The 14464-nt window shown below is 63.6% G+C and carries 13 protein-coding genes; 4 read left to right on the top strand and 9 right to left on the bottom strand.

All coding sequences use genetic code 11. From position 1 onward, the window contains the following. Nucleotides 1-10 precede the first annotated feature (10 nt). Together HU752_RS03790 and HU752_RS03785 are read left to right on the top strand one after the other, a co-directional pair. A complete protein-coding gene (locus HU752_RS03790) occupies nucleotides 11-583 on the top strand; it encodes a HupE/UreJ family protein (protein ID WP_186683417.1) in 573 nt (190 codons plus the stop codon). Nucleotides 584-840: 257 nt separating this feature from the next. Further along, nucleotides 841-1974: an AGE family epimerase/isomerase gene (locus HU752_RS03785; RefSeq protein WP_186683416.1), complete on the top strand. Its 1134-nt coding sequence runs from the start codon at nucleotides 841-843 to the stop codon at nucleotides 1972-1974. A gap of 160 nt (nucleotides 1975-2134) precedes the next feature. On the opposite strand, the gene HU752_RS03780 is transcribed toward HU752_RS03785, so the two are convergent. The 9 genes from HU752_RS03780 to amaB form a co-directional block, all read right to left on the bottom strand. Then, the gene (locus HU752_RS03780) at nucleotides 2135-2899 is read right to left on the bottom strand and encodes an SDR family oxidoreductase (RefSeq protein ID WP_186683415.1); all 765 of its coding nucleotides are present in this window, start codon (nucleotides 2897-2899) and stop codon (nucleotides 2135-2137) included. Between the two features lie 23 nt (nucleotides 2900-2922). Continuing rightward, nucleotides 2923-3264 (bottom strand): hypothetical protein, encoded by a 342-nt coding sequence (locus tag HU752_RS03775; RefSeq protein ID WP_186683414.1) that lies wholly within the window; start codon nucleotides 3262-3264, stop codon nucleotides 2923-2925. 380 nt (nucleotides 3265-3644) lie between these two features. Further along, on the bottom strand, nucleotides 3645-4361 hold the full coding sequence (locus HU752_RS03770; RefSeq protein WP_186683413.1) for an ABC transporter ATP-binding protein: 717 nt from the start codon (nucleotides 4359-4361) through the stop codon (nucleotides 3645-3647). After that, nucleotides 4358-5233, bottom strand: coding sequence for an ABC transporter ATP-binding protein (locus tag HU752_RS03765; protein ID WP_186683412.1), 876 nt, complete (start codon nucleotides 5231-5233; stop codon nucleotides 4358-4360). Before HU752_RS03765 ends, HU752_RS03770 begins: the two co-directional genes overlap by 4 nt. After that, on the bottom strand, nucleotides 5230-6528 hold the full coding sequence (livM, locus tag HU752_RS03760) for a high-affinity branched-chain amino acid ABC transporter permease LivM (protein WP_186683411.1): 1299 nt from the start codon (nucleotides 6526-6528) through the stop codon (nucleotides 5230-5232). The genes HU752_RS03765 and livM overlap by 4 nt, the downstream gene beginning before the upstream one ends. Before the next feature lie 3 nt (nucleotides 6529-6531). Further along, the gene (locus HU752_RS03755) at nucleotides 6532-7446 is read right to left on the bottom strand and encodes an ABC transporter permease subunit (protein ID WP_186683410.1); all 915 of its coding nucleotides are present in this window, start codon (nucleotides 7444-7446) and stop codon (nucleotides 6532-6534) included. A gap of 169 nt (nucleotides 7447-7615) precedes the next feature. After that, nucleotides 7616-8749, bottom strand: a complete 1134-nt coding sequence (locus HU752_RS03750) for a branched-chain amino acid ABC transporter substrate-binding protein (RefSeq protein WP_186683409.1) — start codon at nucleotides 8747-8749, stop codon at nucleotides 7616-7618. Between the two features lie 361 nt (nucleotides 8750-9110). Then, nucleotides 9111-10394, bottom strand: coding sequence for an L-pipecolate oxidase (gene amaA, locus HU752_RS03745; protein ID WP_186683408.1), 1284 nt, complete (start codon nucleotides 10392-10394; stop codon nucleotides 9111-9113). Nucleotides 10395-10582: 188 nt separating this feature from the next. Beyond that, nucleotides 10583-12073, bottom strand: coding sequence for an L-piperidine-6-carboxylate dehydrogenase (gene amaB, locus HU752_RS03740; protein WP_275959758.1), 1491 nt, complete (start codon nucleotides 12071-12073; stop codon nucleotides 10583-10585). Between the two features lie 131 nt (nucleotides 12074-12204). Between amaB and HU752_RS03735 the strand changes: the two genes are divergently transcribed. Next, entirely contained in the window at nucleotides 12205-13110 is a 906-nt protein-coding gene (locus tag HU752_RS03735; protein WP_186683406.1) for a LysR family transcriptional regulator, read from the top strand. A 143-nt stretch (nucleotides 13111-13253) separates the two neighbouring features. Then, entirely contained in the window at nucleotides 13254-14453 is a 1200-nt protein-coding gene (gene pncB / locus HU752_RS03730) for a nicotinate phosphoribosyltransferase (RefSeq protein ID WP_186683404.1), read from the top strand. The last annotated feature ends 11 nt before the right edge of the window (nucleotides 14454-14464 follow it).

Here is a 14464-nt window from a genome sequence, read left to right as displayed (position 1 = left end):
GAATGTGCCCATGAGCCTGAAGAAACTCCTTACCGCCGTCACCCTGCTGTTGGCCCCGGCCATCGCCTTCGCCCACCCCGGCCATGGCGACAGCGGACTGGTCGCCGGCATCAGCCATCCCATCGGTGGTATCGACCACCTGCTGGCGATGGTCGCCGTCGGCCTGTGGGCCGCCCAGCAACAGGGCACGGCGCGCTGGGCCCTGCCCTGCACCTTCGTCGGCACCATGCTGATCGGTGGCGTGCTCGGTTTCGCCGGCCTGGAACTGCCGGCCCTGGAAAGCGGCATTGCCGCCTCGGTGCTGGCACTCGGCCTGGCCGTGGCGCTGGCGGTACGCCCTCCGGTCAGCCTGGCGGTGGCCGCCACGGCGCTGTTCGCGCTGTTCCACGGCGTGGCCCATGGCCTGGAACTGCCGGAGATGTCCAGCCCTTGGGCATACGCCGCAGGCTTCGTGCTGGCGACGGCGGCCCTGCATGGCTTGGGGTATGCGCTGGTACGGGTGTTGCCGCAGGCGGCGGCGCCGCTGGTGCGCGTGGCTGGAGCGGCTTCGGCGGCGACCGGAGTCTGGTTGCTGGCGGGTTGAGCACAGCGGTGACCTGAGGAGTCCCTTCGCGGGCAAGTCGGATCGCCGCCCGCCTGCGCCTACAGGATCTGTGTCGAATACACCCTCGCGGCGCAGCGTTACCTTGGAGGAGCCGGGCTGGTCGGGGCGCAGAACCGCCGCGATTCCCGTTCCGCCACATCGGCGCTATCTGCCCGGCAAAAGCCGGGCATCTGACACGATGCCGGACTGCCTGCTACCATGTCGGGCAAACAGCCCTTGCCCGACGATCCCTGCCGATGCCCGATGTTTCCAGCTCTGCCGCCACTCCCGAACTGAAAAGTCTGTTCACGACCGTGCAGCAGCACTTTCGCCAGGTGATCGTGCCCCTGTGGCAGGGCCCCGGCTGGAATGCCGAGCTGGCCTTGCCCTATGAAGCGTTGGACGCCGGGCACCAGCCTCTGCCGCCACAGCGCTATCGCGCTATGGCCTGCGCCCGTCAGTTGTACCTGTTCTCCAGCCTGATCGGTGACCGTGCCTTTCCCGACGCAGCCACCCGCGCCGCCGCCCTGTTCCGTTCGCTGCAACGGCACTTCCACGATGCCGAGCACGGTGGCTGGTTCTACAGCATCGACCCGCACGGCGCGCCCCTGGATACCCGCAAGGACCTCTACACTCACGCCTTCATCCTGTTCGCCTGCGCCCACTACTGGGCCAAGGTGCGCGAACCGCTGGTGGAGTCGGTACTCGATGCCGCGCTGGAAGTGATCGCCGTGCGCTTCGCCACCGGCGACGGGCTGTACGAGGCGAACCTGGAGCGCGATTGGACGTCGCTGGGCAGCGGCCCCCTGCAGAACCCGCTGATGCATCTGGCCGAAGCGTTCCTCGCCACGCTGGCGGCGCGCGAGGACGCCGACGTGCAGCGTGACCTGCTGGCCCTCGCCACGGCCCTGCAGAAGCGCTTTATCGACCGCCGGCAAGGGGTGATGCTGGAGAAGCCGCTGGGCACTGTGGATAACTGGTTCGAGCCGGGCCATCAGTTCGAGTGGCTGTTCCTGCTCGAATCCTCACCCGTGTTGCGCGACACTGCCCTGCACCAATCGCTGAAGCAAGGCTTCGCGTATGCCGAGCAGGTGGGCGTCGACCCGCACAGCGGGGCCGTCGCCGCGATGCTGACCCTCGATGGCACGGTGCGCGACGCGACCCAGCGGATCTGGGCCCAGGCCGAATACCTGCGGGCCCTGACGCTGCGTGTGGATAACTCGGCGCGCCTGCAGCGCCAGCTCCAGGCCTTGCATACGCACTTCATGCATGACGGCGGCTGGCATGAATGCCTGGATGCGAAGGGCGTGGTCAGCCGCGCGGACATGCCGTCGACCACCCCCTATCACCTGGCGACCTGCCTGTACGGGCTGGCCGACTACCTGGGCTGAGCCGCACCGCGTCTCCTTGTGGCGAGCGGGCTTGCCCGCGTTGGGCTGCAAAGCAGCCCCACTACCTGCGAACCCGTTGTGCCTGGTGTATCTCGATCGCTGGCGTTGGGGCCGCTTCACGGCCCAACGCGGGCAAGCCCGCTCGCCACGGAATTGAGGATCAGGACTTGTCGCGCTCGATCGCGAAGCCGGCCCAGGTCTGGCTGACCGGCATCAGCTCCAGGCTGTTGATGTTGACGTGGGCTGGCGTGTTGAGCACCCAGAAGATGGTCTCGGCGATGTCTTGCGGCTGGATCGGCTCGGCGCCGGCGTAGGTCGCGTCGTAGCGTGCCTGGTCACCACCGAAGCGCACCAGCGAGAACTCGCTTTCACACAGCCCCGGCTCGATGTTGCTCACGCGCACGCCCGTGCCTTGCAGATCGCAACGCAGGCTCAGGGAGAACTGTTTGACGAACGCCTTGCTCGCGCCATACACATGGCTGCCGGGGTACGGGTACTTGCCGGCGATCGAGCCGACGTTGACGATGCTGGCGCCACGGCCATGGGCGATCAGGCGCGGCAGCAACAGGCGGGTGCTGTACATCAGGCCCTTGATGTTGGTGTCGACCATGGTGTCCCAGTCGTCCAGGCTGCACTTGGGCGCCGGGTCGACGCCCAGGGCCAGGCCGGCGTTGTTGATCAGCCCGCGCAGCTTGGCGAAGCTCGGTGGCAGGTTGGCGATGGCGGCTTCCATGGCCTTGCGGTCACGCACGTCGAGCACCAGGCCATGCACTTCGGTCTGCTTGGAAAGCTCGGCGCACAGGGCATTCAGACGCTCTTCGCGACGCCCGGTCAGTACCAGTTTCCAACCGGCCTCGGCAAAGCGACGGGCACAGGCCTCGCCAAAACCGGAAGTGGCGCCCGTGATAAACAGCGTGGATGTCATCGTGTTCTCCTAGCTAGACTCGGTTACAGCATGAAATAAAGTCGTTCTCCGCCCAGCATGCCCGGCCCGGCGGAGGCCAGCAACTGTGTCGCACGCTTCGACAGCAGACTGTGCAAAAAACGTTCAAATACCTGCAGCCCAGGCCAGACGTGGCCTGGCGCCTGCTGTACGCACCTTATCCACAGCCCCTTCCACAATCTCTGGGGGCAAGTCGAAAAGCGCCAGCCCGCTATCCACAAGGCCTGCAGCGCGGTTCTGAAAGTTTTTTGCTTGACCTCGAACAAGCCCATGTGCCGCAACCGGATGCCAGAGCCAAGCTGTGGACTTTCGCGGGATGGCTCCAAGCCAGCAGCCACGCCGCTCATAGCGGTCTTTCCAGAGTTTGCCCACAGAGTTATCCACAGGCTGTCCCTATTGATTCAAAGACACCCGGCGCATCCACAAACCTGTTGACAAATGCGCCGCGAGCTTGCTGAAAATCGACTGATCAAAAAACGTACAAAGCCTTGAAAGCCACGTTCCACAAGGCTTCCAGCCAGCTACTCCCACGTTACCCACAGCCGATTCCACAGCAAACGGGGACAAGTCAAAACGGTGACAAAACAACCGGTTGCAGCGGTTTCATGTCGCACCCCACGAAGTTTTCAACTGCGTTTTCCACAATTTCACCGCCGCTCTGTGGATATGAAAAACGCCCCGGACCGACAAGGTCACGGGGCGTTCCTGTGGATAGACCCTCGGGGGATCAGTGACCGCCCAGGTAGGCGTTGCGCACCTCCTCGTTGGCCAGCAGTTCCTTGCCGGTGCCGCTCAGGCGAATCTGCCCGTTGACCATCACGTAGGCCCGGTCCGAGAGCTTGAGCGCATGGTTGGCGTTCTGCTCGACCAGGAAGATGGTCATCCCCGAGGCCGCCAGCTCGCGCAAGGTGGCAAAGATCTGCTTCACCACGATCGGCGCCAGGCCCAGGCTCGGCTCATCGAGCAACAGCAGCTTGGGCCGGCTCATCAGCGCCCGGGCGATGGCGAGCATCTGCTGTTCGCCGCCGGACATGGTCATGGCCCGCTGGTTGCGCCGCTCCTTGAGTCGTGGAAACAGCTCGAACATGCGTTGCATGTCCTCGCTGGCGAACTGGTCGCCAATGGGGATGGTGCCCATCAGCAGGTTCTCTTCCACGGTCATGTCGGGGAACACCCGGCGGCCTTCCGGCGACTGGGCGATACCGTTGGAGGCGATGTAGTGCGACGACTTGTGGGTAATGTCGACGCCACGGTAGATGATCTGCCCGGAGGCCGCCCGCGGCTGGCCGAAGATCGACATCAGCAGCGTCGACTTGCCGGCACCGTTGGAGCCGATCAGGCTGACGGTTTCGCCTTCGTCGATGTGCAGCGAGACCTTCTTCAGGGCCTGGATCGGGCCGTAGTACACGTCCAGGTTCTTCAGTTCGAGGATAGACTGACTCATACCAGCTCCTCTTCATCCGCACCCAGGTAGGCCGCGATCACTTTCGGGTCGTTGCGGATCGCCTCGGGCCCGCCCTGGGCGATCACGTTGCCGTGGTCCAATACCACGATGTGGTCGGAAATGCTCATCACCATGCCCATGTCGTGTTCGATCAGCACCACGGTCAGATCATGCTCGTCACGCAGCAGCCGGATCATCGCGCTCAGCGCTTCGGTTTCCTGGGGGTTGAGGCCGGCTGCCGGCTCGTCGAGGCAGATGACCTGCGGGCGCGTGCACATGGCCCGGGCGATTTCCAGGCGGCGCTGCTGGCCATAGGAAAGCTCACCGGCCAGGCGGTTGGCGCAGTCCACCAGGTCGACCACCTCCAGCCAGTAGAACGCGGTGTCCAGCGCATCGCTCTCGGCCTTGCGATAGCCCTTGGTATTGAGGATGCCGGCCAGCAGGTTGCGATTGACCCACATGTGCTGGGCCACCAGCAGGTTCTCCAGCACCGACATTTCCTTGAACAGGCGAATGTTCTGGAACGTCCGCGCCAGCCCCGCCCGGTTCACCAAGTGGGTACCACCGAACATCTTGTAGTACAGGCGGCTGGCGAAGTTCTTCGGCGAAACGAAGTCGCTGGCCCGGAACGACTCGCCCAACAGCTGGATGACGTTGGTCACCCGGCCACGGGTATTGAGTTCGATGGTGCCGCCGGACGCCTTGTAGAAACCGGTCAGGCAGTTGAACACGGTGGTCTTGCCGGCACCGTTGGGGCCGATCAGGGCGAAGATCGAGTTGCGCTTGACCTGCAGGCTGACGTCGCTGAGGGCCTTGATCCCTCCGAAGTGCATCATCAGTTTCTCGACCGAGAGAATGATTTCATCGTTCATTGCGCGGCTCCCTCGTGCAAGGCACCTTTACGCGGGGCAACCCCGGTACGGCTGATACGGATCAGGCCACGCGGGCGCCAGATCATCATCAACACCATCAATACGCCGAACAGCAGCACCCGGTATTCGGCGAAGCTGCGCAGCAGTTCCGGGGCGACGGTCAGCACGAATGCGGCGATGACCACGCCAATGGTCGAGCCCATGCCACCGAGCACGACGATGGCAAGAATCAGCGCCGACTCGAAGAAGGTGAACGAGGTCGGGTTGACGAAGCCCTGGTAGGTGGCGAAGAACACCCCGGCCAGGCCCGCTGTCGATGCACCGAGGGTGAACGCCGAAAGCTTGACCAGCACATGGTTCAGGCCCATGGCACGGCAGGCGATCTCGTCTTCACGCAGGGCTTCCCAGGCCCGGCCAACCGGCATGCGGGTCAGCCGGTGCTTGATGTAGAGCACCGCCAGCACCACCAGGAACAGCACGGTGTAGATGAAGTAGAACTTCACGTCCGGGTTGTAGGCGAGACCGAAGAATTCGTGGAACGGCACCCCGCCGTCCTTCGCCCGCTTGCCGAACTCCAGGCCGAAGAAGGTCGGCAGCGGCGCCGGCATGCCGTTCGGGCCGCCGGTCAGCGACAGCCAGTTGTTGAGCACCAGGCGAATGATCTCGCCAAAGCCGAGGGTCACGATCGCCAGGTAGTCACCATGCAGGCGCAACACCGGGAAGCCCAGTATGCAACCGGCCAGGGCCGCGCAGATGGCCGCCAGCGGCAGCACGGTCCAGAAGCCGAGGCCGAGGTATTGATAACCCAGGGCCAGGCCATAGGCACCGATGGCGTAGAACGCCACGTAGCCAAGGTCGAGCAGCCCCGCCAGGCCCACCACAATGTTCAACCCAAGGCCGAGCAGCACGTAGATCAGGCCGAGAATCACCACGCCCAGCAGGTAGGAGTTGGCGAACACCGGGAAGATCACCGCGATGGCGATCATGATCGGGATGATCCAGCGCAGGCGCGACTTGTAGTCCGGTGCCAGCACATGCACCCCCGAACCGCCCCCTTCGAAGCTGTCGAGCAGCCGCTGCCCTTTCGAGGTTTGCAGGTAGAGGCTCAGGATGAAGCGACCGAGCATCACGATCGCCACCAGCAGGGCGACACGCTTGGGTTCCAGGTTGAAGCTGTAGCCCTCGAGGACGACCCCGACGATCGGGCCGAAGACGATCAGGGCGATCAGGCCGGCAAGAATGGCATCCACCAGGCTTTTTTTGATATCGAGCGATTTTTCAGTGGCAGTGGACATGGCTTACACCTTCGACACAAGAGGACGGCCGAGCAGGCCTTGCGGCCGAAAGACCAGGACCAGGACCAGCAGCGAGAAGCTGAACACGTCCTTATAGTCCGAGTTGACCAACCCGGAGAACAGCGACTCGGAAATCCCGAGGATGATCCCGCCCAGCATCGCTCCCGGCAGTGAACCGATGCCGCCAAGCACCGCCGCGGTGAACGCCTTGATGCCGATGACGAAGCCGGCGTAGAAGTCGAAGGTGCCGTAGTTCATGGTGATCAGCACACCGGCCAGGGCCGCCATGGCCGCGCCGATGACGAACACATAGGAAATGATCCGGTCGGTATTGATCCCCAGGATCGAGGCCATCTTGCGGTCCTGCTGGGTGGCCCGGCACATGCGCCCCAGCTTGGTGTACTTGATGATGTAGGTCAGCACGCCCATGCCGACGAACGCGGCCACCAGGATGAACACCTTGGTGTAGGTGAGCTGGACGAAGCCGCTGCCGACGTCGATGCGCCAGGCACCGGTGAGCAGCGTGGGCACGCCCTGCTGCTTGGCGCCCTGGCTGATCTGCGCGTAGTTCTGCAGGATCAGCGAGATGCCGATGGCACTGATCAGCGGCGCCAGGCGGGTGGAGTTGCGCAGCGGCTTGTAGGCGATACGCTCGATGGTCCAGCCATACACGCCGGTGACGACGATGGTGAACAACAGCGTGCCGAGCATCAGCAGCGGGAAGGATTCGATACCGAAATAGGCCAGCAGGGCCAGACTGATTGCCGAGAGGTAGGCGGAAATCATGTAAACCTCGCCATGGGCGAAGTTGATCATGCCGATGATGCCATAGACCATTGTGTAGCCGATGGCGATCAGGCCATAGACCGACCCGAGGGTCAGGCCATTGACCAGTTGCTGCAGGAAAATACCATCCATAACGCAATCTCACGCACGTTGAGAGACTGCACAGAAGCGCACCGCGACGGACCGGGGTTCAACCGCCGTCGCAGCACAGCCATGTGCAGTTCTACGAGAAAAGACAGGTAACTGCACGGACACGCGTGGCGGACGGCCCGCACTCGTAGTGCCGGCCGTCCGGTTCATGTCACTTCTGTTTTTCCAGCTGGTGGTATTTGCCGCTCGCGTCCCACTGGTAGACCACGTAGTCGGAGACCTTCAGGTCACCCTTGCTGTCCCAGGCCTTCTCGCCCATGACGGTCTTGACCGGATGCGACTTGAGCCACTTGGCGGCGTCTTCGCCCTTGTTGGACTTGGCACCGGTGAAGCCGGCGGCCAGGGCCTGGATCGAAGCATAGGCGTACAGGGTGTAGCCTTCAGGCTCGGTGCCGTTCTTGCGGAATTGCTCGACCACCGCCTTGCTGTCCGGCAGCAGGCGTGGGTCGGCGCCAAAGGTCATGTAGACGCCGTCGACGTATTGCGGACCGCCAGCGGTGGTCACCAGTTCGTCGGTCACCACACCGTCGTCGGACATGAACTTGACGTCCTTCAGGCCTTCGGTACGCAGTTGCTTGACCAGCGGACCGGCTTCCGGATGCAGGCCACCGAAGTAGACCACGTCGGCGCCAGCAGCACGGATCTTGGTCACCAGGGCGCTGAAGTCCTTCTCGCCACGGGTCAGGCCCTCGTAGATCACCGGGGTCACGCCGCGCTTGATCAACTGTGCCTTGGTCGCATCGGCCAGGCCCTGGCCGTAGGTGTCCTTGTCGTGGATCACGGCGACCTTCTTGCCCTTGAGCACGTCGACGATGTAGTCGCCGGCGACGATGCCCTGCTGGTCGTCACGGCCGCACATGCGGAACATCGCCGACAGGCCGCGCTCGGTGACCTGCGGGTTGGTCGAGCCGGGCGTGATCGCGATGATGCCGGCTTCGTCATAGACTTCCGACGCCGGGATGGTCGACGACGAGCAGAAGTGCCCGACGACACCGGCCACCTTCTGGTTGGACAGGTCCTTGGCGACCGTCACCGCCTGCTTCGGCTCGCATGCATCGTCACCCTTGACCAGGACGATCTTCTCCCCATTCACCCCACCGGCCGCGTTGATCACATCCGCTGCAGCCTGTGCCCCTTTCATGTACTGCTCGCCAAACGCCGCGTTGGCACCGGTCATGGGACCGGCAACACCGATTTTCAGATCAGCCTGAGCAAACGCAGAAACACCCAGCGCAGCAGCCACTGCGAGGGCGACAAAGCCTTTTTTGTAAAACTTCTGGGACATGAGGTGGTGCTCCAAGTTTTTTTAGTTTGGCACTGCGACTTCACTGAATGCTCAGAGCAAGGGGCGTGCCATCGGTTTTTTGTTCTGAAAAAAGTCGCTGTCTTGTTGTTTTCTGGACTGTTTCGAGCCCTTTTTAACTGGGCGTGCAACCGTCTAATCCGCTGAAGGTAGAACCCTTTTTAAAAAAAGGTGCAACCTTCGAGTGCCACTACTGCAACCACGACACACATACGCGTGCAACCGCCCTGTAACAACGTGCGTCACCGAAGTGCACACTCACAGTGCACGACTGCTACATCGCGCACCATATAGGCTAGCCGTATCAGGTAAAAGCGCCGTCCGGATTGGCGCTTTTGTTGTATCAAATGACGATCCGCAGGCACTGGCCCGCGTGATACAGCGAAAATCCGACCTCGTATAGACAACTGCGCAAGCCTACCGCCGGCACCGGCCGCATGGGGGCGAAGGGAATCGGCAGGGCCTGAGGATTTCCGTTACACAGGTAGTCGGCGAACGCCTTGCCGACCACCGTGCCGGTCGTGACACCCCGCCCGTTGTAGCCCGTGACGGCCACCAGCCCTGGCGCCGGCTCGAACAGGCGCATCAGGTGGTCGGGGGTAAAGGCGATGCATCCCGTCCAGGTGCACTCCCAGTCGACCTTTTGCAGGTAGGGGAAATAGTGCTGCTGGACCCGGTCGGCCCAGGCCCGCAGGAACCAGGCGGGTTTCTGGTTGCCGTTGCCCAGGCTACCGAGCAGCAGGCGGCCGTCGGCATCGCGGCGAATGCTGCTGAGCACCTGGCGGGTATCCCAGGAACCCTGGCCACCCGGCAGGATCCGCCTCGCCGCATCATCGTCGAGCGGAGCGGAGGCGACCTGGTAGTAGTAGCCCGGGAAAAAGTTGCGCCGCAGTTCGGTCCACTCGCCCTCGGTGTAGGCATTGGATGCCATCACCACCTGCTCGGCGCTGACCGCGCCATCAGCCGTCTGCACCGACCAGCGCTGGCCCTGGCGCTCCAGCCGGGTGACTGGAGACTGGTCGAACAGTTGTGCTCCGAGCCCCGCGGCAGCCTTGGCCAGGCCCGAGGTGTAGGCCATCGGGTTGAGGGTGCCGGCCCGCCGGTCGAGCAAGGCGGCGGCGATCCGGCGTGTACCGGTGGCGGCTTCGCAGGCGCTGCCGGTCAGCAGTTCGACCGGGGCACCGCGACGCTTCCATTGAGCTTCACGACTGCGCAGGTCAGCCTCGCCGCGGGCGTTGTGGGCCATGTGCAGGGTGCCCTCGCGGCGCAGCTGGCAATCGATGCCGTACTTGTCGACCAGGCTGAACACCAGTGCCGGGGCGGCACCGAGCATACGGTTGAGCTGGCTGCCGACAGCCTCGCCGAAGCCGGCCTCGATGTCGTCTGGAGCAATCCACAGCCCGGCATTGACCAGCCCGACGTTACGCCCGGAACCACCATGCCCGGCGCGGTGGGCCTCCAGCACGCAGACGCTCTTGCCCTGCTCTCGCAGATGGATGGCCGCCGACAAGCCGGTGATGCCGGCGCCGATGACACAGACATCGACACTCAGCTCGCCCTTGAAACGCGGCGCTTCAGGCCGCTGCGGCGTCAGTTTTTCCCAGAGACACTCTTCACGTAACGCCATTGCCAGACTCCAAAAACGAAACCCAACAGCCACCTGAATGTGGCGAGGGGGCTTGCCCCCGTTCGACGGCGAAGCAGTCGCAGGCCAGTACTCGCCTGCATCCCGATACACGCGAGTACCGATTTCAGGGCCGCTTCGCAGCCCAACGGGGGCAAGCCCCCTTGCCACAAGGCTACCCGACGTCAGTGTCAGTCGAAGACGATGCCCTGGGCCAATGGCAGTTCCAGCGAGTAGTTGACGGTGTTGGTCTGGCGCCGCATGTAGCCGCGCCAGGCATCGGAGCCCGACTCACGACCACCGCCGGTCTCCTTTTCGCCACCGAACGCGCCACCGATCTCCGCACCGCTGGGGCCGATGTTGACGTTGGCAATGCCACAGTCGCTGCCCACCGCCGACATGAACAGCTCGGCCTCGCGCACGTCGGTGGTGAAGATGCACGACGACAATCCTTGCGGCACCGCATTGTTCAGGCGCAGGGCCTCGGCGAAGTCGCTGTAGCCGATCACATAGAGAATCGGCGCAAAGGTTTCATGGCGGACGACATCGCTCTGCTCGGGCATCTCGACGATCGCCGGCGAGACGTAATAGGCGTTGGGGAACTGGTCCTGCAACTGGCGCTGGCCACCGAATACCCGACCGCCTTCGCTCAGCGCCTGCTCGAGGGCGTCCTGCATCGCATCGAAGCTGTGCTTGTCGATCAGCGGACCGATCAGGTTGCCTTCCAGCGGATGACCGATACGGACCTTGGCGTAGGCCGCCTTGAGCCGGATGACAATCTCGTCCTTGACCGACTCGTGGGCGATCAGCCGGCGCAGGGTGGTGCAACGCTGGCCGGCGGTGCCGACGGCGCTGAACAGGATGGCACGCACGGCCATGTCCAGATCGGCGCTGGGGCCGAGGATCATCGCATTGTTGCCGCCCAGTTCCAGAATGCTCCGGGCAAAGCGGGCGGCAACCTTGGGCGCCACCTCGCGCCCCATCCGGGTGCTGCCGGTGGCGCTGATCAGGGCCACGCGCGGGTCGTCGACCAGCGCCTCGCCCGCGTCACGACCACCGATGATGACCTGGCTGAGGTACGGTGGCGCATCACTGAAATTTTTCAGCACGCGGTCGAACAGCGCCTGGCAGGCCAGCGCGGTCAGCGGGGTCTTTTCCGAGGGCTTCCAGATCACCGGGTTGCCGCAGACCAGCGCCAGCGTGGTGTTCCAGGCCCAGACCGCGACCGGGAAGTTGAAGGCGCTGATCACCCCGACCACGCCCAGCGGGTGCCAGGTTTCACGCATGTGGTGGCCAGGGCGCTCGGAGGCGATGGTCAGGCCATACAACTGACGGGACAGGCCGACCGCGAAGTCGCAGATGTCGATCATCTCCTGGACTTCGCCCAGGCCTTCCTGGGTGATCTTGCCCGCTTCCCAGGAGACCAGCTCGCCGAGGTCGGCCTTGTACTGGCGCAACAGTTCGCCGAACTGCCGCACCAGCTCGCCACGGCGCGGTGCCGGCACCTTGCGCCAGGCCTCGAAGGCCCGTTCGGCGCGACCGACCTGCTGCTCGACCTCGGCCGGGCCCTGCCAGTTCACGGCGCCAATGCGGCTGCCGTCGATTGGCGAATGCACGGGCTGCCGGCCCTGTTGATACAGCGCCGGGTCAACACCAAGACGATCGAGCAATGCGGCAACCATGGGATCACTCCTGCAAACGGGAATCGGAACCCTAGTTGTAGCGGTGTTAAGAGTTGGCAACAAACGATGATTAGGCGAGATATCATTCCGTTTATTCATGCTGCGCAAGAAACAGAAGAAAAGGCCCGTCCATGCTGAATAAAAGACACCTGCCCTCGATCACCGCCCTGCAGTGTTTCGAGGCCGTCACCCGCCACCTGAGCTTCACCCGTGCGGCAGAGGAACTGAACCTGACCCAGAGCGCAGTCAGCAAACAGGTCGCGCAGCTCGAAGAACTGCTCCAGCACCTGCTGTTCCGTCGGGTGCGTCGCCGCCTGCAACTGACGCCGGCCGGAGACCTGTATCTGGTGGAAGTGCGAAAGATCCTCACGCAGATGGAGATGTCGACCCATTACCTGCGCTCCTACGGCGGCGAAACCGAGGTCCTGCGGGTCTCCACGCCGCCGACGTTCGGTGCCCGCTGGTTGGTGCCCCGCCTCAAGGGCTGGCGCCTGCGCCATCCGCATATTCACCTGGACCTGCGCAGCGAACAGGAGGCCGAGGACCTGTTGCAAGGGCACAGCGACCTGGCGTTCTACTTCGGCCAGGGTTCACGCCCGGGCACCGAGTGCCTGAAGCTGTTCGGCGAGGAACTGGTACCGGTCTGCGCCCCCGCCAGCCTCTCCGAACACCCCCTGGAAGACCCGACGCAACTGAGCGAGCTGGTCCTGCTGCAGAACGCTTCGCGCCCCCAGGCCTGGCACGAGTGGTTCGACAGCCAGGGCTATCACACCGAACACAGCTATCACGGGCCGCGCTTCGAGACCTTCTACATGTGTATCCGTGCGGCGCAGGTCGGCTGTGGCGTGGCCCTGCTGCCGCGTTTCCTGGTGGAGGAGGAACTGGCCGACGGCAAGCTGGTGATCCCCTGGCAGCATGCGATGCCCAGCCATGACGCCTATTACCTGGCGTACCCGGAGCATTCGGCGGAAGTGCCCAAGGTGAAGAGTTTCGTGCATTGGATGCAGGAGCAGATCAACAGTCCGGCGCAGCCTTGATAGCCTGCCAGCCATTGAGGCTGGCCCGCGAAGAAGCCCACAGGATCAACAGAAATCGCTGGTAAAACCGCCCCCTGATATGCGCCACTAGCGCCATTCACCCAAAAGCTGCCGGAGCGTCGACCGGCATGGAGACACCCGTTATGAGCGATAAGGCCTTTGGCGATCGCATCGTGCAGAACCTGCTCGACACCGACTTCTACAAGCTGACGATGATGCAGGCGGTACTGCACAACTACCCCAACGTCGAAGTCGAATGGGACTTCCGCTGCCGCAACAGCGAGGACCTGCAGCCGTACCTGGCGGAAATCCGCTACCAGATCGAGCGTCTCGCCGAGCTGAGCCTGAGCGCGGACCAGCTGGGATTTCTCGAGCGCATCAGTTTTCTCAAGCCGGACTTCCTGCGCTTCCTCGGCCTGTTCCGTTTCAACCTGCGCTACGTGCACACCGGCATCGAAAACGGCGAGCTGTTCATCCGCCTGCGCGGCCCGTGGCTGCATGTGATCCTGTTCGAGGTACCACTGCTGGCAATCGTCAGCGAAGTGCGCAACCGCTATCGCTACCAGGAAACCGAGTTGAACCAGGCCCGCGAGCAGCTGTACCGCAAGTTCGACTGGCTGACCGCCAACGCCAGCGCCGATGAGCTGGCGCACCTGCAGGTCGCCGACTTCGGCACCCGCCGGCGCTTCTCCTACCGGGTCCAGGAGGAAGTGGTGAGCGTGCTCAAGCATGACTTCCCGGGGCGCTTCGTCGGCACCAGCAACGTGCACCTGGCCCGCGAGTTCGACATGAAACCCCTGGGCACCATGGCCCACGAATGGATCATGGCCCACCAGCAACTCGGCCCGCGACTGATCGACAGCCAGATCGCCGCGCTCGACTGCTGGGTCCGCGAGTACCGCGGCCTGCTGGGGATCGCGCTGACCGACTGCATCACCACCGACGCCTTCCTGAAGGATTTCGACCTGTACTTCGCCAAGCTGTTCGACGGCCTGCGCCATGACTCGGGCGACCCGGTACAGTGGGGCGAAAAATGCATAGCCCGTTACCACCAGCTGGGCATCGACCCGATGAGCAAGACCCTGGTGTTCTCCGACAGCCTCAATCTGCCCAAGGCCCTGGAGATATTCCGGGCGCTGCGCGGTCGGATCAATGTCAGCTTCGGCATCGGCACCAACCTCACCTGCGACATTCCCGGGGTGGAACCGATGAGCATCGTGCTTAAAATGACCGCCTGCAACGGCCAGCCCGTGGCGAAGATTTCCGATGAGCCGGGCAAGGCCCAGTGCAAGGACCCGAACTTCGTCTCCTACCTGCGTCATGTGTTCCGGGTAGCCGATTAATCCGTTTTCGA

Source organism: Pseudomonas vanderleydeniana (assembly GCF_014268755.2).
In the GTDB taxonomy this organism is placed as follows: domain Bacteria; phylum Pseudomonadota; class Gammaproteobacteria; order Pseudomonadales; family Pseudomonadaceae; genus Aquipseudomonas; species Aquipseudomonas vanderleydeniana.
This window is presented reverse-complemented; position numbering and strand designations above follow the sequence as displayed.

Excerpts from the sequence above, each read along its gene's own strand:
- HU752_RS03790 (WP_186683417.1), top strand. The coding sequence starts at position 11 with ATGAGCCTGAAGAAACTCCTTACCGCCGTCACCCTGCTGTTGGCCCCG.
- HU752_RS03785 (WP_186683416.1), top strand. The coding sequence starts at position 841 with ATGCCCGATGTTTCCAGCTCTGCCGCCACTCCCGAACTGAAAAGTCTG.
- HU752_RS03780 (WP_186683415.1), bottom strand. The coding sequence starts at position 2,899 with ATGACATCCACGCTGTTTATCACGGGCGCCACTTCCGGTTTTGGCGAG.
- HU752_RS03775 (WP_186683414.1), bottom strand. The coding sequence starts at position 3,264 with ATGAGCGGCGTGGCTGCTGGCTTGGAGCCATCCCGCGAAAGTCCACAG.
- HU752_RS03770 (WP_186683413.1), bottom strand. The coding sequence starts at position 4,361 with ATGAGTCAGTCTATCCTCGAACTGAAGAACCTGGACGTGTACTACGGC.
- HU752_RS03765 (WP_186683412.1), bottom strand. The coding sequence starts at position 5,233 with ATGAACGATGAAATCATTCTCTCGGTCGAGAAACTGATGATGCACTTC.
- livM (WP_186683411.1), bottom strand. The coding sequence starts at position 6,528 with ATGTCCACTGCCACTGAAAAATCGCTCGATATCAAAAAAAGCCTGGTG.
- HU752_RS03755 (WP_186683410.1), bottom strand. The coding sequence starts at position 7,446 with ATGGATGGTATTTTCCTGCAGCAACTGGTCAATGGCCTGACCCTCGGG.
- HU752_RS03750 (WP_186683409.1), bottom strand. The coding sequence starts at position 8,749 with ATGTCCCAGAAGTTTTACAAAAAAGGCTTTGTCGCCCTCGCAGTGGCT.
- amaA (WP_186683408.1), bottom strand. The coding sequence starts at position 10,394 with ATGGCGTTACGTGAAGAGTGTCTCTGGGAAAAACTGACGCCGCAGCGG.
- amaB (WP_275959758.1), bottom strand. The coding sequence starts at position 12,073 with ATGGTTGCCGCATTGCTCGATCGTCTTGGTGTTGACCCGGCGCTGTAT.
- HU752_RS03735 (WP_186683406.1), top strand. The coding sequence starts at position 12,205 with ATGCTGAATAAAAGACACCTGCCCTCGATCACCGCCCTGCAGTGTTTC.
- pncB (WP_186683404.1), top strand. The coding sequence starts at position 13,254 with ATGAGCGATAAGGCCTTTGGCGATCGCATCGTGCAGAACCTGCTCGAC.